Consider the following 26,145-nt stretch of genomic DNA (forward strand, 5'->3'; position numbering starts at 1 on the left):
GGCGCCTGTGCCCGGTGTGCCGCGAAGAGCGCACCGAAGAGGACGGCAGCAAGCGCTGGCATCCGGTCGGCTGCGACCGTTGTGGCCAGTCGGGTTACGCGGGACGCCGCGGCGTCTACGAGCTGTTGCTGATCGACGAATCGATCCGCTCGCTGATCCACCGCAACGCGGCCGATGCCGAAATTCTCGAAGCGGGCCGCTCCCAAGGCATGCGCACGCTGCGCGAGGATTCGGAGCGCTGGCTCGCGTCGGGACTGACGTCGCTCGAAGAAGTGATTCGCGTGACGGGCGGAGCATAAGCGCATGCCGGCATTCCGTTTTGAAGCGATCGACGCGGCGGGCAAGGCACAAAAAGGCGTGCTCGACGCCGACAGTGCACGCGGCGCGCGCACCAACCTGCGCTCGCAGGGACTCACGCCGCTAGTCGTCGAACCGGCGGCGTCGCGCACGCGCGGCGAGCGCAATCAGCGGCTCGCGCTTGGCCGTCGTCTATCGCAGCGCGAGCAGGCCATTCTGACGCGGCAGCTCGCGAGTCTGCTGATCGCGGGCCTGCCGCTCGACGAAGCGCTCTCGGTGCTGACCGAGCAGTCGGAGCGCGACTACATCCGCGAGCTGATGGCGGCGATTCGCGCCGAAGTGCTCGGTGGTCACTCGCTTGCGAACGCGCTGCAGCAGCATCCGAAGGATTTCCCCGAAATCTACCGGGCGCTCGTCGCGGCCGGCGAGCACACGGGCAAGCTCGGCCTGGTGCTGTCGCGGCTCGCCGATTACATCGAGCAGCGCAATGCGCTGAAGCAGAAGATCGTGCTGGCGTTCACGTATCCGACGATCGTCACGATCATCGCGTTCGGCATCGTCACGTTCCTGCTCAGCTATGTGGTGCCGCAGGTCGTCAACGTGTTCGCGAGCACGAAGCAGCAACTGCCGTTTCTGACGATCATGATGATGGCGCTGTCCGGGTTCGTGCGGCACTGGTGGTGGGCGATGCTGATCGGCGTGATCGTGGTCGTGTATCTGGTGCGCGCGACGCTCAGGCAACCGGGGCCGCGTCTCGCCTTCGACCGCTGGCTGCTGACCGCGCCGCTGCTCGGCAAGCTCGTGCGCGGCTATAACACCGTGCGCTTCGCCAGCACGCTCGGCATTCTCACTGCGGCGGGCGTGCCAATCCTGCGCGCGTTGCAGGCCGCGGCCGATACGCTCAGCAACAACGCGATGCGCGAGAACATCGACGATGCGATCGTGCGGGTGCGCGAAGGCACGTCGCTGTCGCGCGCGCTCGGCAATACGAAGACGTTTCCGCCGGTGCTCGTGCACCTGATCCGCTCGGGTGAAGCGACCGGCGACGTGACGACGATGCTCGATCGCGCGGCCGACGGCGAGGCGCGCGAGCTGGAGCGTCGCACGATGTTCCTGACGAGCCTGCTCGAGCCGCTGCTGATTCTGGCGATGGGGGGCGTGGTGCTGGTGATCGTGCTTGCGGTGATGCTGCCGATCATCGAGCTGAACAACCTCGTGCAGTAGCGGTAGCCGTACCGCGAGGAAGGAAGAGAAAGGATTTGCGCGGCGTGCCGTATCGGCCGCGCAACCGCTTCAGGATTCAGCGCACGTAAATGGTGGGACCGCTGGAATTGGCGGGCAGGAAGATTTCCGAGTGTGCGCCGTTGCGGTCGATGATGATCGAGCGGGCGCGAACTTCGGAGAGCCTGGTGCCTTGCATCAGCGTGCTGCCGAGCGACACCGCGTGCGGCGGCTCGCCACCGACGCTGACGATCGCCGCGGCGCCTTCGCTCAACGCGAGGATGCCGAACAGATGGATGTCCTGATTGACGTTGCGCGTGAGCTGTCCGCCGAACAGCGTCGCGGCCTGGTCGGTCGAGACCTGCGCGTGTGCGGCGGCTGCCGGTAGCGGCGCGCCGGACATCGTAGTGAGCGTGATGACCCAGTAGGTCAGCGTCGCGCAGAAAGCGGCGAACAGCGCGAGCGACAAGAGGCGGATTTGGATGGCGTTCATGCGCACATTGTACGGACTATTGTGAAAATTGCGGTGGGTTGAAAGCCTTCAACTACATGACATTAAAATGACCGGCCCGGCGTGTTCAATCTGACAACCTGAGCCGAAAATTTCACCTGAAAAGAGGTAGCAAGCTATGCAACTGTCGACCATTCGCCGCGCTGACAACGCGGGTTCACGCGGCCGTCGTCAACGCGGTTTCACGCTGATCGAAATCATGGTCGTGATCGCGATTCTCGGCATTCTCGCCGCGCTGATCGTGCCGAAGATCATGAGCCGTCCGGACGAAGCGCGGCGCGTCGCCGCAAAGCAGGATATCGGCACCGTGATGCAGGCGTTGAAGCTTTATCGCCTCGACAACGGCCGTTATCCGACCCAGGAGCAAGGCCTGCGCGCGCTGATCGAAAAGCCGAGCACCGACCCGGTGCCGAACAACTGGAAGGACGGCGGCTATCTCGAGCGTCTGCCGAACGATCCGTGGGGCAACGCGTATCAGTATCTGAATCCGGGCGTGCACGGTGAGATCGATGTGTTCAGCTACGGCGCCGATGGCAAACCGGGCGGCGAAGGCAACGATTCCGACGTCGGGTCGTGGCAATAGGCACGGCGAACCCAGCATCCCGCCAGGCTCGATGATGTTCACGCACGCGCCCTCTTTGTTACTGGGTTGGCCGCTGGTTTCACCGATGCATTGCTGTTTGAATATTCGTTGATCGTCGATGGCCGGCATTATGCGAACGTCCGCTTGCAAGTCCCGTGTGGACACTCCGTGTACGGCTTCGCGGCCGCGCTCCCGGCCACGCCGCGGCCGCGCGGCCGGCTTCACGCTGCTCGAAATGATGGTCGTGCTCGTGATCGCGGGCCTGCTCGTGTCGCTGACCGCGCTTACGATGACCCGCAATCCGCGCACCGATCTGAACGAAGAAGCGCAGCGTCTCGCGCTGCTGTTCGAATCGGCTGGCGACGAAGCGCAGGTGCGCGCGCGGCCGATCGCGTGGCAGCCGTTCGAGGGCGGCTTCCGTTTCGATCAGCGCACCCAGGACGGCTGGCGTCCGTTGCGCGACGATCTGCTCGGGCCGCGTAAGTGGGAAGGTGGCGTGACCGGTGTCGCGATCAGTTATCCGGGCTCGGATTCGCACGCGGATCGCATCGTGTTCGGTACCGAGGCGATCGACGTGCCGGTGCAGGTCACGCTGTTTTCGGCGGCCGGACAGGCGACGATCGTCAGTACCGGCAATGGCCGCTACGAGGTGCGCTGACATGCGGATGCGTCGTTCTGGCAGGGCCGCCCATGCCTCTCCTCTCTTCAACATGCGCCCTATCGCGTGCCGCAATGAGCGCGGCTTCACGATGATCGAGGTGCTGGTCGCGCTCGCCATCATCGCGGTCGCGCTTGCCGCGTCGCTGCGCGCGGTCGGCAGTCTGGCGAGCGGCGAAGCCGATCTGCACCGGCGTCTGCTCGCCGGCTGGAGCGCGGACAACGCGCTCGCGGACCTGCATCTGAAGCATGCATGGCCCAACATCGGCTCGACGAGCTTCGATTGCTCGCAAGGCAATCTGCAGCTGCGCTGTACTGAACATGTGACGGCGACGCCGAATCCGGTGTTTCGCCGTGTCGAAGTGATGGTGACGATGCCTGGCCAGTCCGGCAATCTCGCCCGGATGGTCACGGTGGTCGCGAATGAAAACAACCGCTCGCTGTGAGCGCCGCCGCCGTTACGGCGCGCGCGGCTTCACGCTGATCGAACTGCTGGTCGCGATCGCGATCCTCGCGGTGATCGCCGTGTTGTCGTGGCGCGGGCTCGATCAGATCATCCGCGCCCGCACGACGATCACGAACGCGATGGAAGACGAGCGGGTGTTCGCGCAGCTGTTCGACCAGATGCGCATCGACGCGCGCCAGGCCGCCAGCGACGACGAGGCCAGCCAGACCGCGGTCTCGGTCTCCGGCAACACGCTGCAGATCGTGCGGCACATGGTGCTGCCGGCCACCGCGCCGCGTCTGCAGGTGGTGCGCTATCAGATCTCGAACGGCCGGGTGGTGCGCTATGCGTCGCCGCCGCTCGGCAACGTCGGCGACCTGCGGCGCGCGTTGCACGGCAGCGACGAAGGCTGGAGCGCGGTGCCGCTGATGGGCGGCGTCGGCTCGATCTCGGCGCGCATGTACGTGCCGAAGCTCGGCTGGACCATCCAGATGAACGACGTACAAACCGCAATGAACGAAGCCGTCAACAACCTGAAGGTGCCGCAGCTCGGCAATGCGCCGATGCCGCGTTCGGTGACGGGGCTCCAGGTCAGCATCGGCGCGACATCGCTCGCACAGCCGATCACGCGCGTTTTCCTGGTCGGAGAATGACATGACGTTCTCCTCGTCGTTGCCGAAGAAGTCCGCATCCGCTTCTCGCGCACGTGCACGCGAGCGCGGCGCGGCCATCATCAGCGCGCTGCTCGTCGTCGCGCTGTCGGCGATCCTCGTGTCCGGCATGTTGTGGCGCCAGCAGGTGCAGATCCGCCGCATCGAGAATCAGCGGCTGCTGTCGCAGGCCCAATGGGTCGCGCGCGGCGCGCTCGACTGGACCCGGCTGATCCTGCGCTCCGAAGGCGACACGTCGGCGGGCATCACGTATCTGGGCGGCTTGTGGGGCGTGCCGATCGCGAAAACGCGGCTGTCGGATTTTCTCGGCCAGATCGGCGAGGTGCGCGCTGAGCAAGGCGCGGCCACGTACCTGTCGGGCTCGATCGAGGATGCGCAGTCCAGATTCAATCTGCGCAATCTGGTAGCGAGTCCGGCGCCCGGCGTGACGCAAATCAGCGCCGAGCAGATGGCCGCGTATCAGCGCCTGCTGGTGTCGCTCGGCCTGAGCGGGCAGCTCGCCAAAGTGACCGCGCTGCACGTGCGCGCGGGGCTGTCGCAATCGGCGACGCGCTTTCAGACCGGCACCTCGATCAGCAGCTCGCCGCAGGTCGGCGGCGGCGGTATGACGGGCGGCAACTTCACGAACCAGCCCGGCATCGAGGACGGCGACGATAACGTCGCGGTCGCGCCGCTGCTGATGATCGGCGTCGATTCGCTGCTCGACATTCCGGGCTATACGCCGGAGATCGTCGCAAAGCTGCGGCCGTTCGTCACCGTGCTGCCGACGGTCACCGCGATCAACATGAACACCGCGTCGGCTGAAGTGATCGCGGCGGTGGTGCCGGGCATGACCGTGTCGCAGGCGCAGGCCTTGGTCGCGCGGCGCCAGACCGTGTTTTTCCGCAACGCCGGTGACGTGCAGCTCGCGCTGACCGCCGCCGGCGTGCAATCGGCGTCGATCGATCCGAATCAGTTCGACGTCAATTCGAGCTACTTTTTAGTCCACGGCAGTGTGCAGCACGAGCGCGCCGAAGTGGATCGCACGACGCTCGTCTATCGCGATCCGCTGACTCACACTACGCGTATCGTGCGGGTACAAGACCAACTATGAATATCGCAATCCACAGAGAGAGTGGCCTTTGAGCACGCTGATCGTCCTATTGCCGCCGCGTGATCCGGCGGTGCCCTCGCAGGAGTGGCAACTGCCCGAGCTGCCGTTCGTGCTGCTCGACAAGGCCGGGCGCACGCAGCGCGCCGGCCGCTCGGCGCTCGCGCTGCTGCCGCGCGCGAACACGACGGTGCTGATGGTCGCCGCGCGCGACCTGCTGCTGATGCCCGCGACGCTGCCGCCGCTGCGCGGCCCGAAGCTGCGCCAGGCGCTGCCCAATATCGTCGAGGATCAACTGATCCAGGACCCGCAGACATGCCATATCGCGGTCGATCCGCAGGGGCTTGGGGAAGGCCGGCACCTGCTCGCGATCATCGATCGCGGCTGGTTCCGATTCATCTGCGAGGCGTTCACGGCGGCCGGTCATCGCAGTCTGCGGGCGGTGCCGGTCACGCGTTGCCTGCCGCCGGCGCCGGTGACCGAAGCTGCCGCGAACGTCGACGAAACAGTCGAAGTGCGCGAGCCGGTGATGGCCGGCGCGGCGAACGTGGCGACGTCGCTGCCGGGCGTCGCCCCGGTAGTCGCGCCCGAAGCGCCGTCCATCGTGCCGATGGTGGCCGCGGTGCTCGGTGCGGTCGTGCAGACCGCGCCCGCGCTGCTGGTCGAAGGCGCGGTCGACAGCGGCGTGCCGCGCGTCGAACTGGCGATTGCGCGCGGCGTGCAGGGCGAGGGTCTCGCGGCACCGGCCAATGCGGTGAACGCGACGCTCTCCGCGCTAGCGGGAGCGGCGCCGGTGTCGCTGTACATGCTGACCGAGGTGCCGGGTAATGAGCCGAACCATCCCACGACGAGTCCCGCGCGGCTCGCCTCGCATATCCACGGCGCGAGTCCGCTGCCGTTCGAGCAGCTCGCGCGGCGCGCGCTCGAATGCCGCTTCGACCTGTGCCAGTTCGAATTCGCGTCGCAGCCGTGGCGTCTCGATCGTGCGACGCTGCGGCGTCTGCGTCTGCCGATCGTGCTCGCGGTCGCCGCGCTCGTCGTCGCGATCATCGGCGCGAACGTGCAGTGGCTGATGCTCGCGCGTCAGCGCGACGCGATCAACACGCAGATGACGGAGCTGCTGCTCAACACGTTCCCGAAGACGACCGTCGTACTCGACGCGCCCGATCAGATGGCGCGTCAGTTGCAACAGCTGCGCGTCGCGGCGGGTGAGCTGTCGCCGGAGGATTTTCTATCGCTCGCCGACGGCCTCGCACGCTCGCTGTCGCCACTGCCCGTCAACGGCATCGCCGCGCTCGACTATCACGAGCACCGCCTCGACGTGACCTTCAAACCCGCGATCAAGGTCGACCCCGACTTCGCCAAGCGCCTCGCGCGCAATGGCCTGACTGGCGCGATCGACAGCAGCACCGGCAAGTGGACCATCAGGAACGGACAATGAAAGCTCAACTCGCTCAAACCTGGGCTGGCTTCTGGGACCAGCGCACCGATCGCGAAAAGGCGCTGCTGACGTGGGGTGGCGCCGCGCTCGCCGTGGCGATCGCGTGGTCGGTGCTATGGGCGCCCGCGCAGGAAGGCCGCGCGCATCTGCGGGAATCGCTGCCCAGCCTGCAGCGGCAGCTTGCTCAGATGACCGCGCAGGCGAACGAGGCGCGTTCGTTATCCGCGGCCGCGCAAGGTGTCGCGCCGACCGGCGCGGCGCTGAAGGATGCGCTCTCCGCATCGCTCGGCGAGCATGGCCTCGCCGCGACGCAGGTGCAGTTCGTCGGCAACGCGGTACAGGTGCAGATGAAAAACGTGGCGTTTCCGGCCTGGACCACATGGGTCGATGACGTGCGCAAGCAGTTCAAGGTGCAGGTCTCCGAGGCGCACATCACCGCGTTGAAAGACGACGGCCAGGTGGATCTGACGGTCGCGCTGCAACCGTCAACCGCGAAATAACGACGCGCCGCTCGCTACAGGATCTCGCATGAATTACTGGATGTGGCGCCTGCGTAGGGCGCTGCCGTGGCTGGTGGTCGCCGTTTTGTCGGTGGCGGCGGTGACGCTCGCGTTGCTGCCGGCCGCCTGGATTACGCCGCAGTTCGCGCGGCAAACGCATGGGCACGTCAATCTCGTCGACGCCGAGGGCTCACTGTGGCACGGCTCGGCGACGCTGATGCTGGCCGCCGGCTCCGATATGAGCGCGGCGACGCTGCTGCCTGGGCGGATCGAATGGCGCACTGGGTTCTGGCCGCTTTTTACCGGCCGGGTGCGCATGGTCATGCGTCATAGCGAGGCAATGCCGGACCCGATCACCGTCGATGCGACGCCGCGCGGCGCGACCGTTACGCCCGGCCTGCTCGCGGTGCCGGCGTCGCTGCTCGCGGGGCTGGGCGCGCCATTCAACACGCTCGATCTGCAGGGCAACGTGCAGCTGTCGTGGACCGACTGGCGCAGTTTCAACGGCGAAGCGTTCGGCCAACTGACGATGACGCTCGACGACGTCAGCTCACGCGTGTCGCTCGTCAAGCCGCTCGGGTCGTACCGGGTCAGATTCCAGGCGCAGGGCAAGTCGTCGGCGCTCGATCTGAGTACGATCAAGGGCCCGTTGACGCTGACCGGCAGCGGCACGGTGTCGGCCGCATCGACGTCGTTTCATGGCACGGCGAGCGCCGCGCCGGAACAGCACGATAACCTCGCGGGCCTGCTGAATCTGCTTGGCCGGCCGAGCGGGCCAGATACGGTGGCGCTCACGTTCATGCACTGAGGTGCGCTTCGCGCGCATGGCGCGATGAAAAAAAAGGGGCATGGCCGCGGGTCGCGGTCATGCCTCTTCTCTTTTGTGGTGATGCTGCGCGGCGGGCGCAGCGGGCAATTATTTGCTTTGCACCCGCGCTTGCGGCGCGTCCGCGGCTCGCGCGCTGCTCTGTGCGATGGACGCAGCGCCGACCGTCGCAGCCGCAGCCGCAGGAGCCGATGCAGGCAGCGGTGCGGGCGCCGCGACATCGCCGGTCTCGCGATTCATCTGCGACGCATCCCAGCCGCCGCCGAGCGCCTTCACCAGGCCCACCGACGACACCATCCGCTGCCCGGCGATGTTCTCGAGCTTCTGTTCGGCCGTGAACGCCGTGGTCTGCGCGGTCAGCACATTGACGAAGCCGACCGTACCCGCCTTGTACTCGTTCGTCACGATGGCGAGCGCCTGGCGCGCCGAGTCGACCGCCTGCCGCTGCACGACGATTTCCTGCTCGAGGATGCGCAGCGACGCGAGGTTGTCCTCGACGTCCTGGAACGCGGCGAGCACCGTCTGCCGATAGGTCGCGACATCCGCGTCATAGGTGGCGCGGGCGGCCTCGGTTTGCGCCTTGCGCAGGCCGGCGTCGAAGATCGTCCCGGCCAGTTGCGGGCCGAGCGTCCAGAAGCGCGACGGCAACGACAACAATTGCGAGAACACCGAATTTTCGAAGCCGCCGGTCGCCGACAGCGTCAGCGACGGGAAGAACGCGGCGATCGCCACGCCGATCTGCTCGTTCGCCGCCGCGGCCTTGCGTTCCGCCGATGCGATATCCGGCCTGCGTTCGAGCAGCGCGGACGGCATCTGCGCGGGCACGGCGGGCGGCGTCGCGGTGAGCGGCATCGGCGGCAGCGAGAACATCGACGCGGGCACGCCGATCAGCACCGCGATCGCGTGCTCGTCCTGCGCGCGCTGGATGCCGTTGTCGATCGCGGCGGCCTGCGCCGATTGCAGCTGCGTTTGCGCCTGGATCACGTCCGAGCGCGCGGCGACGCCGGCCGCGTACTGATTCTGCGTGAGCTGCAGCGAGCGCTGATAGGCGAGGACGGTGTCGTCGAGCAGCTTCTGCGTGGAGTCGAGCGCGCGCAGCAGGAAGTAGGTCTGCGCGAGCGTGGCCTGAGCGGATAGGCGCGCGTTCGCGAGGTCGGCGGCCGCGCCCTGCTGGCCGGCTTTCTGTGCGTTGACCGAGCGCGTGACCGAGCCCCACAGGTCCGGCTCCCAGCTTGCCGTCATCTGGACGTTGAAGCTGTTATTGATGCCCTCGCGACTGGTCGCCGTCGTCGCATTGCCACCGGTCTGCGTGCCGTTGCCCGAGCGGGTCGCACCCGCCGACGCACCGATGACCGGGAAGTACGCGGCCCGCGCTTCTCCAACGAGCGCGCGCGCCTGCCGGTAGTTCGCGGCGAATTGCGCGATCGTCTGGTTGGCGGCGTTGAGCTTGTCTTCGAGTTCGTTGAGCTTCGGGTCTTCGTAGATCGCCCACCAGTCGCCGCGGTCGTGTTGATCGGCGGGTTCGGCGACTTTCCAGCCCGGTGCGGCTTCTTTAAACGACGCGGGGATCTCGGTGGCCGGCCGTTGATAGTTCGGGCCGACCGCGCAGGCGGCGACGAGTGCCGCGCAGGCCACGCTGACGGCAAGGGACAGGACGCGCGGCGCAATTGCCCGCGCGCGCGAGATTCGAACAGACTGCATGCAATGAATTCCTTCTGGACGCCGCGGTATGGCCGGGAACGGCGCCACCGGCCGGGCGAGATCGTGGTCTGCCGGAATGTTAGCGTATGGGCCCGCGCGAGCGCGGGAAACTGAAAGCTGAAAGGTTAATGCGAGGCGGCGCGCAGGTGTGTTACTTGCCGTGCCGCGATGGTTACGCGTTGTTACCGGCAGCGCGAGGGGCTGCGGGTTTGCGGTGGTTCAGATGGCGAGAAAAGTCCGCGGCGAATCGATGCGCCTTCAGAGCCTCGTTTCTGCGGATTGGGCCTGCTGGCGTTGACGCTGATGCTGGCACGCGAGCTTGCCAGCCGAGGCCCGGCATGACGCCCCGCCGGATGCGAGGCAAGCGTTGCCGCTGCCGGCCGTCGCAGCGACGACCTTTTCCGGCACAATCGCGAAGCTGTCCTTCGGCAATACGATCTCGCTGGATTCCGCGACCATGGCGTTGCCCTTCTTCGCCCGCTTCGTTTCCCGTCGACGCTCGGCCCAAGCGAGCAGCGCGACACCCACCGACCCTCCCGGCAGCACGAACAGTCCCGCGAATAATGCGAGCTTCCACCAGCGGTGCCGGCCCTGAAAGCTATGGAGTGCGGAATCGGTCAGTGAGCGGCTGAGGCCGCCAAGCGTGTTTTTGAGGTACAGCATTGGGGGGAAATCCTTTGGCGCACCTCGCGAAGTGAGCGGCGTGCGGTCGATCGGTCAGAGCATGGTCTCGAATGGCGCAGAACGCGCGAAACTCATTGCTTGTCATAATATTGACCAGGCAAGCAAATTTCAAGATACTGTGCGGCGCAAATGATTCGACTGTTGTTTTTAGGTTGGCTGGTTGCGCACCGCAAAATGTGATTTGACTTGTCTGCTTAGGCAGCTAAACTTCGTCTTGCCTGGATGTTTCGGATACCCCATGGTTGATGGCCCCTACAAAGCGGACGAAGTCGAGCTGACGAGCAGTCTTGGCTACTATCTGACGAAAGCGCGCAATGTGCTGGTCGAGCGCACGGACCGTGCGGTCAAGCCGCTCGGGCTCACCGCGCAGCAGATCGGCGTGATTCTGATGCTGTCGTCGAGACGCGCGAGCACGCCTTTCGAGCTGTCGCGCGCAATGTCGTACGACAGCGGCTCGATGACGCGACTGCTGGATCGCCTGGAAAAGAAAGGCTTCGTCGTGCGCACGCGTAGCAACGACGACCGACGCATGGTGAAGCTGGAACTGACGCCACAGGGCCATGAGGCCGCGCGGCAGTTGCCGAACCTGGGCGCGACCGTGCTGAACGACCAACTGCGCGGCTTTACCGCCGAGGAGCACGCGACGCTGATTCACCTGCTCGCCCGTTTCATCGCAAACGGTCCCGAGGGAGAAGCCGACGTGGGTTGCGGACCGCCGCCACCACCGCCGGACGAACCGCGGCGATGAGCCGAAGCATGCGTCGAAGCGCGGTCGTCGTCGGATGGCGGCGGCGCTTCATCACGAAGTACTAGCAAGACAATCACGAGACGCCTTTCCCACGCATCATTGTCACTGGATATCTGTCTGGGCAGAGGGTGATGTGGCATGTAAGCATCGTGTTTGAAAGACCTGATAAAGCTGCCACGACAAGCTTTTCCGCCTGAGGAGAACCAAACCTATGGATGCCACGGCCCCCAACGCCGCGCTGCCCGCAGCCGAACCCGCTCCGCTCAAAGGCGGCACGCTCGCGCTGTTGACCGTCGGCCTTGCGCTCGGCACCTTCATGGAGGTGCTCGACACCTCGATTGCGAACGTCGCGGTGCCGACCATTTCCGGCAGCCTCGGCGTCGCGGCCAGCCAGGGCACCTGGGTGATCTCGTCGTACTCGGTCGCTTCGGCGATCGCCGTGCCGCTCACCGGCTGGCTCGCGCGACGCGTCGGCGAGGTACGACTCTTCACGTTGTCGGTGCTGCTATTCACGATCGCGTCGGCGGCCTGCGGTTTCGCCCATAACTTCGAATCGCTAATCGCATTCCGGCTTGCGCAAGGGCTGGTGTCCGGCCCGATGGTGCCGCTGTCGCAGACGATCCTGATGCGCTCCTACCCGCCCGAGAAACGTGGCCTCGCGCTAGGCTTATGGGCGATGACCGTGATCTGCGCGCCGATCTTCGGCCCGGTGATGGGCGGCTATATCACCGATCACTTCACGTGGCCGTGGATCTTCTACATCAACGTTCCGATCGGCCTGTTTTCGGCGTTCTGCGCATATCTGCTGCTGCGGGGCCGCGAGACCCGGACGACGCGCCAGCGCATCGACGTGGTGGGTCTCGTGCTGCTCGTGACCGGCGTGTCGTGTCTGCAGATGATGCTCGATCTCGGCAAGGACCGCGACTGGTTCAACTCGACGTTCATCGTCGCGCTCGCCGTGATCGCGCTGGTGTCGATCGCGTTTCTCCTCGTGTGGGAATTGACCGAGGAGGAGCCGATCGTCGACCTGTCGCTGTTCAAGGATCGCAATTTCGCGCTTGGCGTCGTGATCATTTCGTTCGGCTTCATGGCGTTCTTTGGCTCGGTCGTGATCTTTCCGCTATGGCTGCAAACGGTGATGGGCTACACGGCCGGCCTCGCGGGCCTCGCCACCGCACCGGTCGGATTGCTCGCGCTGTTTTTATCGCCGATGATCGGCAAGAACATGCACCGGCTGAATTTGCGCATGGTCGCGAGCTTCGCGTTCATCGTGTTCGCGATCGTGTCGTTCTGGAACTCGACGTTCACGCTCGACGTGCCGTTCGGCCACGTGATCTTGCCGCGGCTCGTGCAGGGCATCGGCGTCGCGTGCTTCTTCGTGCCGATGACGACGATCACGCTGTCGAGCGTGCCCGACGAGCGTCTTGCGAGCGCGTCGGGTCTGTCGAACTTTTTCCGCACGTTGTCGGGCGCGATCGGCACCGCGATCAGCACGACGTTCTGGGAAAACGACACGATCTATCATCACGCGATGCTCGCCGATACGGTCAACACGTATTCGGCGAACACCAACGCCTATACGAATGCGCTCGCGGGAGCCGGGCTGTCCGGCGATGGCCTGACCGCGCAGTTGAACCAGGTGGTGACGAGCCAGGCGTACATGATGGCCACCAATGACTTTTTCCGCATCTCGTCCGCGGCGTTTATCGTGCTGGCCGTGCTCGTGTGGATCACTAAGCCACGCAAGGGCGCCGGGCCCTCATTAGGACACTGAAGCGAACACGCGGCAGTGGCGAATGTATCGCCGCTGCCGCCGCAGCTTCAGCTATTGCGACATCGCCTCGCCATTCGGCAGCGTAGTGGTCTTTCCGGGCATCGTCTCCGGATGCGTCGCATCGGGTGCGTTCTGCGATGGCGTCGCACTGCCTTGCGGCGCGCTGGCGGCTGTGCCTGTGGTGCCTCTCACATACTGCTTGAAATCGGCACCGGCTTCCCAAGGATTCGGCTTGCAGCCGAGCGAGCTGTCGCAGTGTGCGGAAAAGCCGATCGTAACGGTGCCATCGGGACCCGCGGCGCGCGTGATCTGAAACGCGAGCGCGCGCTTGCCGCCGTCGGGGCCGGCGGTCTGGATCAGCGAGTCGTTAGCGGTCTCGATCTCGTACTTCGAATGGCTTGCGACCCATGTTTGCGCCCGTTGCCACCAGAGGTCGCATTCGGCCTTGTTCGAACACGTCAACGGCTTGGTCGCGATCTGCATGACGTCCGGATTGACCTGACCCTGCGTTGAACATCCCACTGTCGCTACGAGACACAGTGCGGCCAACAGAGCTTTGTTCTTCACGTCGCCACCTCCGCTGTGGAGCCTGTCATAACATTTTGGACCACCTCATCGAAGCGGTGTTTCACCCAGATCAGAGAATCGCGACGACGCGCGGAGTATTTGCCGATTCCACGCACGGCTTAACAGCGCGATCCGTAGAGGTTACCTGCGTGTGATTCGGGGCAAAGAAAAAGCGGCCACATGGGCCGCTTGAATCACTTCTGCAGTCACTGTGGTCCGAACGCTCAGACACTGAAACGATTGAGCGTATAGGCCCGATACGCAGCGACGAACGCATCGAACGAACCGACCTCCTCGCGTTCGAGCTTCGCCTGTTCGTCGAGCGATTGCACCGCGAGGGCCGCAAACGCCTTGGACTGTTCGGCATCGAGCGGACGCGCGCGGAAGTACGCGGCGTGCGCTTCACTTTGCGCGAGGCCGAACGCGAGGAAGCTCTGCTGCTGGTCACGCATCGTTTGCAGCACGCGCGCCGATGGCGTCAGCGATACGTCCGCGAGCTTCGCGCGTTGCGCGGCGACCGCGCGCGCGTGTTCGTCGCCGCCCTTCAACCGATCGAGCACGGCCGCCGCCGCGTCGATTTTCACGAGCAGTTCGTCGGCCCAGTCGATCATCGCGACCGGCTTGCCGTCGCGAACCAGATCGAGGCCCGGCTTGCGGCCTTCCATCGTCACGCGGCCGAAGTTCTGATTCGCTTCGGTGTATGCGGGCGGAGGCAGCGGCGCGCTGTCGTCGAGCGCACACACGAGCAGGTAAGCGTCGAGAAAGCGCGATGTTTCGAGCGAAATGCCGTTCGGCTCGAACGGATCGATGTCCATGCAACGCACTTCGACGTATTGCACGCCGCGCACGGCGAGCGCATGCAGCGGCCGCTCACCCGGATACGTGACGCGTTTCGGACGAATCGTCGAATAGAACTCGTTTTCGATTTGCAGAACGTTGGTGTTGATCTGCACCCACTCGCCGTCGCGTTGCGTACCGATCTGCTCGTAGGCGGGATACGGCTGGCTCACGGCTTTCGCGAGCGCGTCAAGATAGCCGGGCAGCGTGTCGTAGTCGGCGTGCAGCGCGGCTTGCGCGGTCGTGTTCGAATAGCCGAGGTCGCTCATGCGCAGGCTCGTCGCGTACGGGCGATAAAGCGTGTCGGCGTCGAACGTGTCGAGCGTGTGTTTGCGATCGCGGAGAAATCGACGATCGAGCGCCGGCGACGCGCCGAACAGATACATCAGCAGCCAGTTCGTGCGGCGGAAATTGCGGATCAGCGCGAGGTAGCGGTCGGACTGGAAGTCGACGGCGTTCGCGGTGGATTGCTGATCGGCGTGCAGCAGGCGCCACACTTCTTCGTTCAGCGAATAGTTGTAGTGAATGCCCGCGATGCACTGCATCGTGCGGCCATAGCGCAGCGCGAGGCCGACCCGGTACACGTACTTCAGCTTGCCGATGTTCGACGTGCCGTAGTGCGCGATCGGAATGCCGTCGTCGGTGGCGGGCAACAGCCCCGGCATCGAGTTGTTCCACAGGATCTCGTCGCCGAGCTCCGCGTAGACGAAACGATGCAGCACGTCGAGCTGCTCGAGCGTTTCGGCGGCGTCCTGCTCGGCCGACGTGATCAGCTCGAGCAGTGCCTCGGAGTAGTCGGTCGTCAGCGACGGATGTGTGAGCGCCGAGCCGAGCGCGCGAGGATGCGGCGTCATCGCGAGCTGGCCGTCGCGCGTTACGCGCAGGCTTTCCCTTTCGATGCCGCGCAGGCCGCGTATCAGCGCATCGCGCTGCGGGCTCGAGTCGAGCACGGCCAGGCGGTGCGAAAGCGCGTCGGTCGTGCAGGATGGTGTGGTGTTTGGCATTGATGCAAGTCGGGCGTTGCCGGCCGCCGTGTATCGCCAGACGATTCACAGACGATGTAGCGGCTGACAACGTTCGGCGGAATTTTCAGTAGCGGGCACTTTAACATCTCGCCAGAACGGCTGCTTGCGGCCGCTTCGGCGGGATTTGAGCGGGTACGTCGAGGTCACGCTGAACGACGCCATCGCCATCACGCGTCGTGACGACGCTCAGCTCAACTTACCCGCCGCGTGCCGCGCCCGCCCGATCCGCTACCTCGTTCCACAGATGCATCGCGGCATACGCGCGATAGGGCCGCCACGCGTCGGTGCGTTTGCGCTGCTGCGCGGGCCGTATCAGCGAAGGATCGCGCGCGCTGATCGATTGCATCAGCACGAGATCCGACGCGGGCCATGCATCGGGATCGCGCCATGCGCGCATCGCGACGTATTCGACGGTCCATGGGCCGATGCCCGCGAGCGCGAGCAACGCAGCGCGCAGGCTTGCGGCGTCGACGGTGTCGCTGCTGTCGAGCGGCACGTCGCCGCTCGCGACCGCGCGCGCGAAGCCTTGCAACGCGGCGACGCGTTTACCAGGCATGCCGATCTGCGCGAGATCGACTTCGGCGAGCGCGGCCGGCGTCGGAAAACGCCACGCGGTGTTCTGGTGCGGATGGCCGTCGATGCGTTGGCCCGCGCGCTGCACGAGCCGTCCGATGATGGTCGTCGCGGCCTTCACGCTGACCTGTTGACCGACGATCGCACGCACCACCAGTTCGAAGCCCGACCATGCGCCCGGCACTCGCAGGCCAGGCACCGCGGCGACGAGCGGCGCGAGCCACGGGTCCGCGGCGAGTCCGGCGGCGATCTTCTTCGGATCGGTGCGCAGATCAAACATCTTCGCGATTGGCGCGGCGAGTGCATCGGCATGCCGGCTCGCCGGCCCTTCAATGCTAGCGACGATGCAGCGCTTGCGCGGATGCAAGCGCACGCTGAGTGTGCCGCTGTCGCCGTCCCAGTCGATCGCGCGACGATACGCGCCGTCTTCGACGGCTTCGACGCCAGGCGTCGCGCGGCCGCTGAAGAAACGCAGCAGCCGCGGCCAGTCGAACGGTGCCTTGAACGGTAATTCGAGAGTTGCGACGTCGTTAAGCGTGCTCAAGCGGCGTGATCCAGTTTGGAGTGGTGGGGGTCGGCATCGGGGCGGCTTGCGCGACGGCGTGGCGCGTCGCTGGCTGAAGCGTCGCTTGCGTGCTGAGCCTCATTGTCGAGCAAGGCGGCCTTGCGCGGCAGCCCCCAGCGATAGCCGGCGAGCGCCCCGCCCTTCTGCACGACGCGATGGCAAGGAATCGCGAGCGCGACCGGATTGGTCGCGCATGCGCTCGCGACGGCGCGCACAGCGCGCGGCGAGCCGACCGCCTCGGCGATCTGCGAGTAGCTGCGCGTCTCGCCGTACGGAATGCGCCGCAGCGCATCCCACACGCGCTGCTTGAACGCGGTCGACGCGATATCGAGCGGCAGGTCGAAGTCCTGGCGTGTGCCGCGCAGATATGCGTCGATCTGCGCGATGAACGGCGCGAGCCGCCCGGCGTCTTCGCGCAGCTCGGCGTTCGCGAACTCGCCACGCAATTCGTCGATCAGCAGCGCGGTGTCGTCGCCGAAACCGATCTTGCAGATGCCCTTATCGGTCGCCGCGACCAGCACGAAGCCGAGCGAGGTCGGCGCGCTCGCGTAGCGCACCGTGAGCCCGGCGCCCTTGCGCCGGTACGCGGACGGCGCCATGCCGAGCTCGGCCGGCGCGCTGTCGTACATGCGCGACGGCGAGCCGAAACCGGCGTCGAGCGTCGCGCGCGTGACGTCGGCGCCGCCCTGCAGTGCATCGCGCAACGCGGCGCCGCGCTGCGCGGCCTGGTACTGACGCGGCGACACGCCGACCACGCGCTTGAACAGGCGCTGCAAATGGAACGGGCTCACGTGCACGGCGTCGCTGAGTTGCGCGAGCGTGAGGCGCTGCTGCGGATCGGCGTCGAGCGCGGCGCACGCCCTCGCGACGATGTCGAGTTCGCGCGGCAGGCCGCCGGGCTGGCAGCGCTTGCAATCGCGAAAGCCCGCGGCGCGCGCGGCGGCGGCATCGGTGAAAAAGGCGACGTTTTCGCGGCGCGGCTGGCGCGACGCGCACGACGGCCGGCAGAACACCCCGGTCGTTCTGACCGCGTAGAAGAATGAACCGTCGGCATCGCGGTCGCGGTGGGTGACGGCGTCCCAGCGTTCCTCGTCCGTGCGCCACTGGGTGGTGTCGACGTCGGCGGAGGTGCGCATTTGGGTGGAATGGCGAGTGGTTGCGTTCATGATGTCCTGGGGCCCGGATGGGCAGTCAGTGTCGATGCTCATCAATCTAGGCCCCTTCACTACACAGTACGCGCCGGTTCTTGCTCTGTCATTCGGTCGCGCTTGCCCTTATCCGTAGTGGGGTCAAACCCGGCAATTAGTAGGATGAAGCGCCGCGGAACGGCCCGCGGCCGGGCGTTTTGCCCAAAAGTGCGACAATTTCGCACGATGTCGGGTTTTCCCTTAAAAAGTTATTGCGTCGCACCAAGCCGATGTGTATATTAGTACCTGTCTCCTCCATGTCTCCTCCTGATATGGATTCAGCCCGCTCCAATTGAGCGGGCTTTTTTTTTGCCCGCCGATCCGCCCCCGCCCTTTCTCCTACACTTCCTAATCGGTTCTCCGTACTGGCGAAAGGGCGTTCGACATGAAAATCCACATTCGCGAGATCGACCACGTCGTAATCCGGGCGACGCACGTCGAATCCCTCGCGCGCTTTTACTGCGACGTACTCGGTTGCAGCGTTGAAAAGGAGCAGCGCGAACTCGGCCTCACGCAACTGCGCGCGGGCCGATCGCTGATCGATCTGCTGCAGGTCGGCGCGAAGCTCGATCGCGCGGAAAATGGTGAGGCGGGCACGGGGCGCAACATGGATCACCTGTGTCTGCGCGTCGAGTCCTTCGATGCCGACGCGCTGAAGGCGCATCTGAGCGCGCATGGCGCGCGGCTCGGCGAACAGGGGGTGCGTTACGGTGCGGACGGATTCGGGCCGTCGCTGTATCTGTTCGACCCGGAGGGCAACATGGTCGAACTGAAGGGGCCGCCGGAGGCGGCACGACTCACGTCGCTCTGAATGCGCCAACGAAGCAGCGCAAAAGCCGGCTAAGACCCTGTGCCATCAGGCGTCGGCGGGCGCTTTGAGTACGGTCCAGTCGATCTTCACCGCATCGGCTTCGGCGCTGCCGAGCCAGGCTTCGCCGTCCTGCACGGTGCATTGCAGCCGCATCGTGCGCTCGGCGAGTGAGCCGAGCGATGCCGCGACGTCCTCGCCGAGCGTCCAGACCGTCACGTTGCGCAGGCGCTCGACCTTGTTGCGCACACCCTGCCACCAGATTTCCGAGGTGCGCCCGCCATACGCGATCACGACCACGTGATTGGCCCGGCCGCTCGCCTTCGCGATACGGCGCTCATCGGGCTGGCCGACCTCGATCCAGGTATCGATCGCGCCGGTCAGATCCTTCGCCCACAGATCCGGCTCGTCGACATCCGACAAACCTTTGCAAAACTCCAGCCGCTCCTGCGCGAACAGCGCAAACGCGGCGACGCGGACCATCATCCGTTCGTCAGTTTCCGAGGGGTGACGGGCGATCGTCAGCGAATGGTCGGCGTAATAGTGCCGGTCCATGTCCGCGATCTGCAATTCCGCCTTGTATATCGTCGATTTGAGAGCCATGCCGTTGCTAAACCAGGCGCTCGCTCCACCGGAGCGCAGCGAAAATGAATCGTCGACGGCGCGTTGCCGTTTCTTGTGTTTGCTGTACATCGTCTGTTCCTCCCGCGCCGTCAGCCGGTGCCTATGACACGGAAGGAAGCATTTACCGGGCCACCGCTGCTTCCATGGCGGTGCCGTACACGTCGCGAGCCGCCTCTCGCAGCGCCTCGAGCACGACAGCGGCCGCCGGAGATAACAGATGCGACTGGCGCGTGATGATACCGAATGTGTCCATCCTGCACGGTAAATCGATCGGTACACGCTTCAATACCCCGTACTGTTGGTACTGACGCGCCACTTCATCGGGCAATACAGCCAACATGTCGCTTTGCAGCAGCAGACTCGAAATCGCGAGGAAGTTGTTCGTATTGACGACGTTCTGCGGCGGATTCAGGCCAATTTGCGAAAACATCAGATCGAAGCGGTGGCGCAGCACGCTGCCGGGCGGATGCAGCACCCACGCCGCGTTGACGATACCGCGCAGCGTCAAACCCGTTTCGTTTTCGAGCGGATGGCCGGGACGCGCGACCACGCACAACGGTTCGTCGGCGAGCGGTTCGTAGCGCACGTCGGTCTTGAACTGGTTCTGCCGTTCCAGCACGCGGCCGATCATGATGTCGAGATCGCCTTCGGCGAGCCGCGGCAGCATCACGTCCGAGGTCTCGACTTCGGTCCAAATCTGCAGTTGCGGATAACGCTCCTTCACGCTCGCGATCGCGCGCGGCACCATCGTCGCGGCGGCCGCGGCGATCACGCCGATGCGCACCTGACCCGCGAGCCCCGAGCGCAGCGCCGAGATTTCGTCGTGTGCCTGGCTCAGGTTCGACAGCACCATGCGCGCGTGGCGGATCATCACCTCGCCATACAGCGTCGCGTGCATGCCGTGCGGTGTGCGGTCGAACAGGCTCACGCCGAGCATGTCCTCCAGTTCTTTCAGCAGGCGCGACGCGGCCGGCTGCGTCATGCCGAGCACGTCGGCCGCGCGGCGCACGTTGCCCTCCTCTTCCATCGCGGCAAGCAGCAGCAACTGGCGCGTCTTCAGCCGCGCGCGCACGAACCAGTTCGAATAGCTACGCGTCATTGCAGGGTCTCCAGGTCTTTTCGAGCGATGTTTGTACGTTCTTCCTCCGAAGTTTCCATGATGCCATATCGAAACTGATATCGGAGAAGCCTAAAAAGGGATTGGAAAGTTATTGGGACGGCTCATACCATTCGTGGACTTTTGTGAACTTCCGGTGCGCCTTTTCCGCCGATGAACCGCGATCCGCTCGTCCCGCTCGTTACCAGCCCGTTTCGCCATTACATCAATGGCGGATGGGAGACGGGTGCGACCGCGGGCGTGTCGCTCAATCCGTCGGATCTCGACGAGCCGGTCGGCGAATACGTGCGCGCCGACGTGCGGCAGACCGACAGCGCGATCGAGGCCGCGCACGCGGCGTTTCGCGACTGGTCGCTCGCTTCCGCGCAGCGCCGCGCCGACGCGCTCGACGCGATCGGCAGCGAAATGCTCGCGCGCCGCGAGGAACTGGCGCGTCTCCTCGCGCGTGAAGTCGGCAAGGTGCTGCCCGAGGCGCTCGCGGAAGCGACGCGCGCGGGGCAACTGTTCAAGCTGTTCGCGGCCGAGGCGCTGCGCGCGTTCGCCGAGCCGCTCGCGTCCGCGCGTGCCGGCGTCGAAATCGACGTGACGCGCGAGCCGCTCGGCGTAGTCGGCATCATCGCGCCGTGGAGCGCGCCGCTCGCGATCGCCGCGGCGAAGATCGGCGCCGCGCTCGCACATGGCAACTGCGTCGTGTACAAGCCGGCCGAATCGGTGCCGGCCTGCGCGGCGGCGCTTGCGTCGATCATCAGTCGCGCGGGCTTGCCGGCCGGCGTATTCAACCTCGTGATGGGCAGCGGCCGCAAAGTCGGTGCGCGAATCGTCGCGCATCCGCTCGTCGCGGCGATCAGCTTCACCGGTTCGTCCGATACCGGCACGCGTGTGCTGCAGGCCGCCGCTACGCGCCAGGCGCGCGTGCAGCTCGAGATGGGCGGCAAGAATCCGTTCGTCGTGCTGGCCGACGCCAATCTCGACGGCGCGGTCGATGCGGCGCTGACCGGCGCCTTCAGCGCGACGGGCCAGCGCAGCACCGCGGCCGCGCGGCTGATCGTCGAACGCGCGGTGTTCGCGCCGTTCGTCGACGCGTTGCAGGAAAAGCTCGCGAAACTCACCGTCGATCACGCGTTGAAGCACGGCACCGACATCGGCCCGGTGGCGAACGCCGCGCAGCTCGAACGCAATCTCGAATACGTGCGCATCGGCGAGCAGGAAGGCGCGCAGTTGCTGCGGGGCGGACGGCAGCTGGAGCGCGCGACGCGCGGCTATTTTTTCGAACCGGCGCTGTTTATCGGCGAACCGGAGCATCGCATCGCGCGCGAAGAGATTTTCGGGCCGCTCGCGGTCGTGCTGCGCGCGGACGATTACGAACACGCGCTGCATCTCGCGAACGACACCACCTACGGATTGTGCGCAGGCATCTGCACGCGCTCGCTCGAACGCGCGCGCCATTTTCGCCGCCACGTGCAGAGCGGTCTCGTCACGATCAACCTGCCGACCACGGCCGTCGAGCATCACGGACCAGGCGGCGGGCGCAAGGCGTCGGCCTATGGCGCGAGCGATGCCGCGTTCTGGACCGCCGTAAAAACGGCGTACGTGGCGGGCTAGAACCGATGAGCCGCATCACGCTTTTCGCTGCGCCACCCGTCGTGCGCCCCGTTTCACGAATCGCCCGGCTTGCCGGGCCCGGATCCACCCCCAATCGGCGCGTCGGCTGACGCCGCCCGTGTTACCCCGCTGCAACTACCACGACATCAATGCAGCTTTTCAACCTCAGGAGACAGTAGATGACCAGCAAGCTTCGCCGTTTGACCCTGACCGCGATGGCCGCCGCCGCCCTCGCCGCGCCGTTTGCCGCGCAACTGTCCGCGCATGCGGATGAGCCGCTCAAAGTCGGCTTCCTCGTGAAGATGCCGGAACAGGCGTGGTTCATCAACGAACAGAAAGCCGCGACCGCGCTCGGCCAGAAGGACGGATTCTCGGTCGTCAACATCGGTACGCCCGACGGCGAAAAAGTGCTGGCCGCGATCGACAACCTCGGCGCGCAAGGTGCGAAGGGCTTCGTGATCTGCGCGCCCGATGTGCGTCTCGGACCGGCGATCCAGGCGCGCGCGAAGCGCTACAACATGAAGTTCGTGACCGTCGACGACCAGCTGGTCGATTCGACCGGCAAGCCGCTTGCGAACGTGCCGCACCTCGGCATGTCGGCGTTCAAGATCGGCAACCAGGTGGGCCAGGCGATCTCCGACGAAATGAAGCGCCGCGGCTGGAAGCCCGAGGAAGTCGGCGCGCTGCGCATCACCGACTACGAACTGCCGACCGCGAAGCTGCGCACCGACGGCGCGACGCAGTCGCTGCTCGCCGGCGGCTTCAAGAAGGAAAACATCTTCGACGCGCCGCAGAAAACCACCGACGACGAAGGCGGCTTCAACGCGGTGTCGCCGGTGCTCGCGCAGCATCCGAACATCAAGAAGTGGGTGATCTTCGCGCTCAATGAGGAAAGCGTGCTCGGCGGCGTGCGTGCGACCGAACAGCTGCATATTCCGGGGACGGACGTGATCGGCGTCGGCATCAACGGCGCGGGCGAGGCGTTCGCCGAGTTCCAGAAGAAGGAACCGACGGGCTTCTACGGCACGATCGCGGTCAGCTCGACGAACCACGGCAAGGAGAGCACCGAAAACCTCGTCGAATGGATCAAGGGCGGCAAGCAGCCGCCTGCCGATACGCAGACCACCGGCAAGCTGATGGTGCGTAGCAACTGGCAGGACGTGCGCAAGGAACTGGGCATTTAAGCGAAGTTCTCGCAGCAGACGGCGGGCCGCATCGCGCCTTGCGTTTAGCGTGAGCGTGGCCCGCTCTGGTTACATCCGTTCGAGGTTTTTCCGATGACGTCCCTATTCACCGGGTCTCATGCCGGCGACGCGGCGCTTGCGCCCTCGCCTGCATCGACGCCCGCATCCGACGCCCCCTATCTGCAGCTCGACGGCATCACCGTGCGCTTCCCGGGCGTGCTTGCGCTCGACCAGGTGTCGCTCGAAGTGCGCCGCGGCGAGGTGCACGGCCTGATGGGCGAAAACGGCGCCGGCAAGTCGACGCTGCTGAAGGTGCTGTCCGGCGTCAATCATCCCGTGTCGGGCACGCTGTCGCTCGATGGCGTCGAGCAGCAGTTCGCGACGACCAAGGCGGCGATCGCCGCGGGCATCGCGATCATCTATCAGGAACTGCATCTGGTGCCGGAGCTGACCGTCGCCGAGAACCTGATGCTCGGCGCGCTGCCGAATCGCTTCGGGGTTCTGGACGAAAAGGCCTTGGTCGCGCGCGCGATGCGCGAGCTCGAACGGCTCGGCGAAAAGCTCGATCCGTCGCAGCAGGTCAAGCATCTGTCGATCGGTCAGCGGCAGATGATCGAAATCGGCAAGGCGCTGATGCGCGACGCGCGCGTGATCGCGTTCGACGAACCGACCAGCTCGCTGTCGTCGCGCGAAACCACGCAACTGTTCCGCATCATCCGCGCGCTGAAGGCCGAAGGCCGCGCGATCATCTACGTCACGCACCGGATGGACGAAGTCTACGAGCTGTGCGATCGCGTCACCGTGTTTCGCGACGGCCGCCGCATCGACACCTTCGAAGCCGGCGCGGGACTCGATCGCGATCGGCTGATCAGTTGCATGGTGGGCCGCTCGATCACCGATGTGTACGGCTATCGCGCGCGCGAGCACGGCGACGTGCAGCTTCAGGTCGACGGCCTGATGGGACCGGGCCTGCGCGAACCGGTGTCGTTTTCGGCGCGCAAGGGCGAGATCGTCGGCTTTTTCGGGCTCGTCGGCGCAGGCCGCTCCGAGCTGATGAAGCTGATCTACGGCGCGGTCAAGCCGAGCGCCGGCGGGGTCGCGCTAAAGGGCAAGCGCGTGCAGTTCGCCACGCCGCGCGACGCGGTGCGCGCCGGTGTCGCGCTGTGTCCCGAGGATCGCAAGCAGGAAGGCATCGTGTCGATCGCGTCGGTGTCGGACAACCTGAACATCAGCTGCCGCCGCCACTTCAGTCGCTTCCACGTGCTCAACGGCCGCAAGGAAGCGCAGACCACGCGCGACTACATCGGCAAGCTCGCGATCAAGACCCGCAACGGCGACACGCCGATCGGCACGCTGTCCGGCGGCAATCAGCAGAAGGTGATCCTGTCGCGCTGGCTCGCCGAAGAGATCGACGTGTTCTTGATGGACGAGCCGACGCGCGGCATCGACGTCGGGGCGCGCAGCGAGATCTACGGGCTGCTGTATGGGCTCGCCGAGGCAGGCCGCACAGTCATCGTCGTGTCGAGCGATCTCGCCGAAGTGATCGGCGTGACCGATCGCGTGATCGTGATGAAGGAAGGCCGCATCGTCGGCGATCTTCCGAAGGCGCAGGCCACGCCGGATGCGCTGATCAAGCTGGCGTTGCCGCGCTGATCGGCCAATGGCTCGCGCCACCAGACCTCTTACCGAATACCGCAACGAAAACGGCATTGAATGGAACAGACATCATGAGCATACCTTCGACCGATTCCTCGACCCCCGCCGTCGCCTCCGCCGGTTTGACCGCGCGTGCCGCGCGCACCTGGGACCTGATCAACAAATCCGGCATCGTGATGGTGTTCATCATCCTGTTCGCGGTGCTGTCATTCACGGTCCCCGGCTTTCTGAGCTCGCGCAATATCCAGGGCCTGCTGCTGTCGGTCACGCTGATCGGCTCGATCTCCGTCACGATGATGTTCGTGCTGGCGCTCGGCGAGGTGGACCTGTCGGTCGCGTCGATCGTCGCGTTTTCCGGCGTGGTGGCCTCCGTGCTGATTACCGCGACGCATAGCGTGTTCGTCGGCGTCGCGGCCGGCGTGCTTGCGGGCGGCGCGGTCGGACTCGTCAACGGCACGCTGGTCGCGCGCTACAAGATCAACTCGCTGATCGTCACGCTCGCGATGATGGAGGTCGTGCGTGGCCTCGCCTACATCACCTCGAACGGCGACGCGGTGATGATCTCCGAGGAGCGCTTCTTCGATCTCGGCGGCGGCTCGTTCCTCGGCATTTCTTATCCGATCTGGAGCAACATCATCGGCTTCGTGCTGTTCGGCTTCCTGCTGAAGAAGACAGTGTTCGGCAAGAACGTGCTGGCCGTCGGCGGCAATAGCGAAGCGGCAGTGCTGGCCGGGCTGCCGGTCACGCGGATCAAGATCACGGTTTTCGTGCTGCAGGGGCTCGTGACCGGCTTTGCGGGCGTGATGCTCGCGTCGCGCATGAGCCTCGGCGATCCGAAGACGTCGGTCGGGCTCGAACTCGGCGTGATTTCCGCGTGCGTGCTCGGCGGCGTATCGCTGACAGGCGGCGTCGCGACCATCTCCGGCGTGCTGGTCGGCGTGCTGATCATGGGCTCGGTACAGGACGCCATGAGCCTGCTTAACGTGCCGACGTTCTATCAGTACCTGATCCGCGGCGGCATTCTGCTGCTCGCGGTACTGTTCGACCAGTTTCGCCGCAGCAAGCGCGTGCACTGACGCGCCGGTTGCAGCTGGGCGGTTTCCTGCGCTTTGCGAGAAGGCGTACTGCCGATGCGGGTCGATAAAACCCGCATCGGTTTTTTTTATTGCACGTGAAGCCTGTCTGTATGAAAAGCAATAAAAAAACGGCTTGGCATCTGAATGCCCAAGCCGTCCTTTTTTAGCTCACGCG

The 26,145-nt window shown here is 65.4% G+C and carries 26 protein-coding genes; 17 read left to right on the plus strand and 9 right to left on the minus strand.

Annotation, left to right across the window (positions count from 1 at the left end; genetic code table 11):
* Both GCT19_RS08650 and gspF read left to right on the plus strand, forming a co-directional pair.
* A partial coding sequence (locus GCT19_RS08650) for an ATPase, T2SS/T4P/T4SS family (protein ID WP_456299579.1) occupies positions 1 to 299 on the plus strand: 299 nt, incomplete at its 5' end.
* A 4-nt stretch (positions 300 to 303) separates the two neighbouring features.
* On the plus strand, positions 304 to 1,521 hold the full coding sequence (gene gspF / locus GCT19_RS08655; protein WP_013090994.1) for a type II secretion system inner membrane protein GspF: 1,218 nt from the start codon (positions 304 to 306) through the stop codon (positions 1,519 to 1,521).
* 76 nt (positions 1,522 to 1,597) lie between these two features.
* Here the strand turns inward: gspF and GCT19_RS08660 are convergent, their stop codons facing one another.
* Positions 1,598 to 2,011, minus strand: coding sequence for a type II secretion system protein N (locus GCT19_RS08660; protein WP_018438261.1), 414 nt, complete (start codon positions 2,009 to 2,011; stop codon positions 1,598 to 1,600).
* Between the two features lie 136 nt (positions 2,012 to 2,147).
* Between GCT19_RS08660 and gspG the strand changes: the two genes are divergently transcribed.
* The 8 genes from gspG (at position 2,148) to GCT19_RS08700 (ending at position 8,224) form a co-directional block, all read left to right on the plus strand.
* On the plus strand, positions 2,148 to 2,612 hold the full coding sequence (gene gspG, locus GCT19_RS08665; RefSeq protein WP_013090996.1) for a type II secretion system major pseudopilin GspG: 465 nt from the start codon (positions 2,148 to 2,150) through the stop codon (positions 2,610 to 2,612).
* 118 nt (positions 2,613 to 2,730) lie between these two features.
* The gene (locus tag GCT19_RS08670) at positions 2,731 to 3,270 is read left to right on the plus strand and encodes a GspH/FimT family pseudopilin (RefSeq protein ID WP_013090997.1); all 540 of its coding nucleotides are present in this window, start codon (positions 2,731 to 2,733) and stop codon (positions 3,268 to 3,270) included.
* A gap of 52 nt (positions 3,271 to 3,322) precedes the next feature.
* Positions 3,323 to 3,715 (plus strand): type II secretion system minor pseudopilin GspI, encoded by a 393-nt coding sequence (gene gspI / locus GCT19_RS08675; protein ID WP_152851649.1) that lies wholly within the window; start codon positions 3,323 to 3,325, stop codon positions 3,713 to 3,715.
* A complete protein-coding gene (locus GCT19_RS08680) occupies positions 3,693 to 4,367 on the plus strand; it encodes a PulJ/GspJ family protein (protein ID WP_152851650.1) in 675 nt (224 codons plus the stop codon). The genes gspI and GCT19_RS08680 overlap by 23 nt, the downstream gene beginning before the upstream one ends.
* 1 nt (position 4,368) lies before the next feature.
* On the plus strand, positions 4,369 to 5,478 hold the full coding sequence (gene gspK, locus GCT19_RS08685; protein WP_152851651.1) for a type II secretion system minor pseudopilin GspK: 1,110 nt from the start codon (positions 4,369 to 4,371) through the stop codon (positions 5,476 to 5,478).
* Between the two features lie 28 nt (positions 5,479 to 5,506).
* Positions 5,507 to 6,916 (plus strand): type II secretion system protein GspL, encoded by a 1,410-nt coding sequence (gene gspL / locus GCT19_RS08690; protein ID WP_018436992.1) that lies wholly within the window; start codon positions 5,507 to 5,509, stop codon positions 6,914 to 6,916.
* The gene (locus GCT19_RS08695; RefSeq protein ID WP_018436991.1) at positions 6,913 to 7,416 is read left to right on the plus strand and encodes a type II secretion system protein M; all 504 of its coding nucleotides are present in this window, start codon (positions 6,913 to 6,915) and stop codon (positions 7,414 to 7,416) included. The genes gspL and GCT19_RS08695 overlap by 4 nt, the downstream gene beginning before the upstream one ends.
* A 28-nt stretch (positions 7,417 to 7,444) precedes the next feature.
* Positions 7,445 to 8,224: a type II secretion system protein N gene (locus GCT19_RS08700; protein WP_018436990.1), complete on the plus strand. Its 780-nt coding sequence runs from the start codon at positions 7,445 to 7,447 to the stop codon at positions 8,222 to 8,224.
* 108 nt (positions 8,225 to 8,332) lie between these two features.
* On the opposite strand, the gene GCT19_RS08705 is transcribed toward GCT19_RS08700, so the two are convergent.
* The gene (locus GCT19_RS08705; protein WP_152851652.1) at positions 8,333 to 9,943 is read right to left on the minus strand and encodes an efflux transporter outer membrane subunit; all 1,611 of its coding nucleotides are present in this window, start codon (positions 9,941 to 9,943) and stop codon (positions 8,333 to 8,335) included.
* 258 nt (positions 9,944 to 10,201) lie between these two features.
* Positions 10,202 to 10,606, minus strand: a complete 405-nt coding sequence (locus GCT19_RS08710) for a hypothetical protein (RefSeq protein WP_152851653.1) — start codon at positions 10,604 to 10,606, stop codon at positions 10,202 to 10,204.
* A gap of 259 nt (positions 10,607 to 10,865) precedes the next feature.
* On the opposite strand from GCT19_RS08710, the gene GCT19_RS08715 reads away from it, so the two are divergent.
* Positions 10,866 to 11,375, plus strand: a complete 510-nt coding sequence (locus GCT19_RS08715) for a MarR family winged helix-turn-helix transcriptional regulator (protein ID WP_013091006.1) — start codon at positions 10,866 to 10,868, stop codon at positions 11,373 to 11,375.
* Between the two features lie 211 nt (positions 11,376 to 11,586).
* Entirely contained in the window at positions 11,587 to 13,149 is a 1,563-nt protein-coding gene (locus GCT19_RS08720) for a DHA2 family efflux MFS transporter permease subunit (RefSeq protein ID WP_152851654.1), read from the plus strand.
* 51 nt (positions 13,150 to 13,200) lie between these two features.
* On the opposite strand, the gene GCT19_RS08725 is transcribed toward GCT19_RS08720, so the two are convergent.
* From GCT19_RS08725 to ada, 4 genes are all read right to left on the minus strand, one after another.
* Positions 13,201 to 13,716: a hypothetical protein gene (locus GCT19_RS08725; RefSeq protein WP_026228987.1), complete on the minus strand. Its 516-nt coding sequence runs from the start codon at positions 13,714 to 13,716 to the stop codon at positions 13,201 to 13,203.
* Between the two features lie 224 nt (positions 13,717 to 13,940).
* Complete coding sequence (gshA, locus tag GCT19_RS08730; RefSeq protein ID WP_152851655.1) at positions 13,941 to 15,557, minus strand: glutamate--cysteine ligase; 1,617 nt, start codon at positions 15,555 to 15,557, stop codon at positions 13,941 to 13,943.
* A gap of 217 nt (positions 15,558 to 15,774) precedes the next feature.
* Entirely contained in the window at positions 15,775 to 16,695 is a 921-nt protein-coding gene (locus tag GCT19_RS08735; RefSeq protein ID WP_152851656.1) for a DNA-3-methyladenine glycosylase family protein, read from the minus strand.
* Positions 16,692 to 17,852, minus strand: coding sequence for a bifunctional DNA-binding transcriptional regulator/O6-methylguanine-DNA methyltransferase Ada (gene ada, locus GCT19_RS08740; protein WP_152851836.1), 1,161 nt, complete (start codon positions 17,850 to 17,852; stop codon positions 16,692 to 16,694). Before ada ends, GCT19_RS08735 begins: the two co-directional genes overlap by 4 nt.
* A gap of 436 nt (positions 17,853 to 18,288) precedes the next feature.
* On the opposite strand from ada, the gene GCT19_RS08745 reads away from it, so the two are divergent.
* On the plus strand, positions 18,289 to 18,714 hold the full coding sequence (locus GCT19_RS08745) for a VOC family protein (RefSeq protein WP_152851657.1): 426 nt from the start codon (positions 18,289 to 18,291) through the stop codon (positions 18,712 to 18,714).
* 45 nt (positions 18,715 to 18,759) lie between these two features.
* Here the strand turns inward: GCT19_RS08745 and GCT19_RS08750 are convergent, their stop codons facing one another.
* Together GCT19_RS08750 and GCT19_RS08755 are read right to left on the minus strand one after the other, a co-directional pair.
* On the minus strand, positions 18,760 to 19,314 hold the full coding sequence (locus tag GCT19_RS08750) for a YaeQ family protein (protein ID WP_026228986.1): 555 nt from the start codon (positions 19,312 to 19,314) through the stop codon (positions 18,760 to 18,762).
* Between the two features lie 142 nt (positions 19,315 to 19,456).
* Positions 19,457 to 20,434: a LysR family transcriptional regulator gene (locus tag GCT19_RS08755; RefSeq protein ID WP_018436982.1), complete on the minus strand. Its 978-nt coding sequence runs from the start codon at positions 20,432 to 20,434 to the stop codon at positions 19,457 to 19,459.
* A gap of 171 nt (positions 20,435 to 20,605) precedes the next feature.
* Between GCT19_RS08755 and GCT19_RS08760 the strand changes: the two genes are divergently transcribed.
* The 4 genes from GCT19_RS08760 (at position 20,606) to araH (ending at position 25,970) form a co-directional block, all read left to right on the plus strand.
* On the plus strand, positions 20,606 to 22,054 hold the full coding sequence (locus GCT19_RS08760) for an aldehyde dehydrogenase family protein (RefSeq protein ID WP_152851658.1): 1,449 nt from the start codon (positions 20,606 to 20,608) through the stop codon (positions 22,052 to 22,054).
* A 179-nt stretch (positions 22,055 to 22,233) separates the two neighbouring features.
* Positions 22,234 to 23,238 carry an arabinose ABC transporter substrate-binding protein gene (locus GCT19_RS08765; RefSeq protein WP_013091017.1) on the plus strand — a complete coding sequence of 335 codons (1,005 nt, stop codon included), beginning with the start codon at positions 22,234 to 22,236 and terminating at the stop codon, positions 23,236 to 23,238.
* Between the two features lie 93 nt (positions 23,239 to 23,331).
* Positions 23,332 to 24,891 (plus strand): L-arabinose ABC transporter ATP-binding protein AraG, encoded by a 1,560-nt coding sequence (araG, locus tag GCT19_RS08770; protein ID WP_152851659.1) that lies wholly within the window; start codon positions 23,332 to 23,334, stop codon positions 24,889 to 24,891.
* Positions 24,892 to 24,965: 74 nt separating this feature from the next.
* Positions 24,966 to 25,970 (plus strand): L-arabinose ABC transporter permease AraH, encoded by a 1,005-nt coding sequence (araH, locus tag GCT19_RS08775; protein WP_018436979.1) that lies wholly within the window; start codon positions 24,966 to 24,968, stop codon positions 25,968 to 25,970.
* Positions 25,971 to 26,145 lie beyond the last annotated feature (175 nt).

Origin of the sequence: Paraburkholderia atlantica (assembly GCF_009362785.1) — a bacterium.
Lineage (GTDB): Bacteria > Pseudomonadota > Gammaproteobacteria > Burkholderiales > Burkholderiaceae > Paraburkholderia > Paraburkholderia atlantica.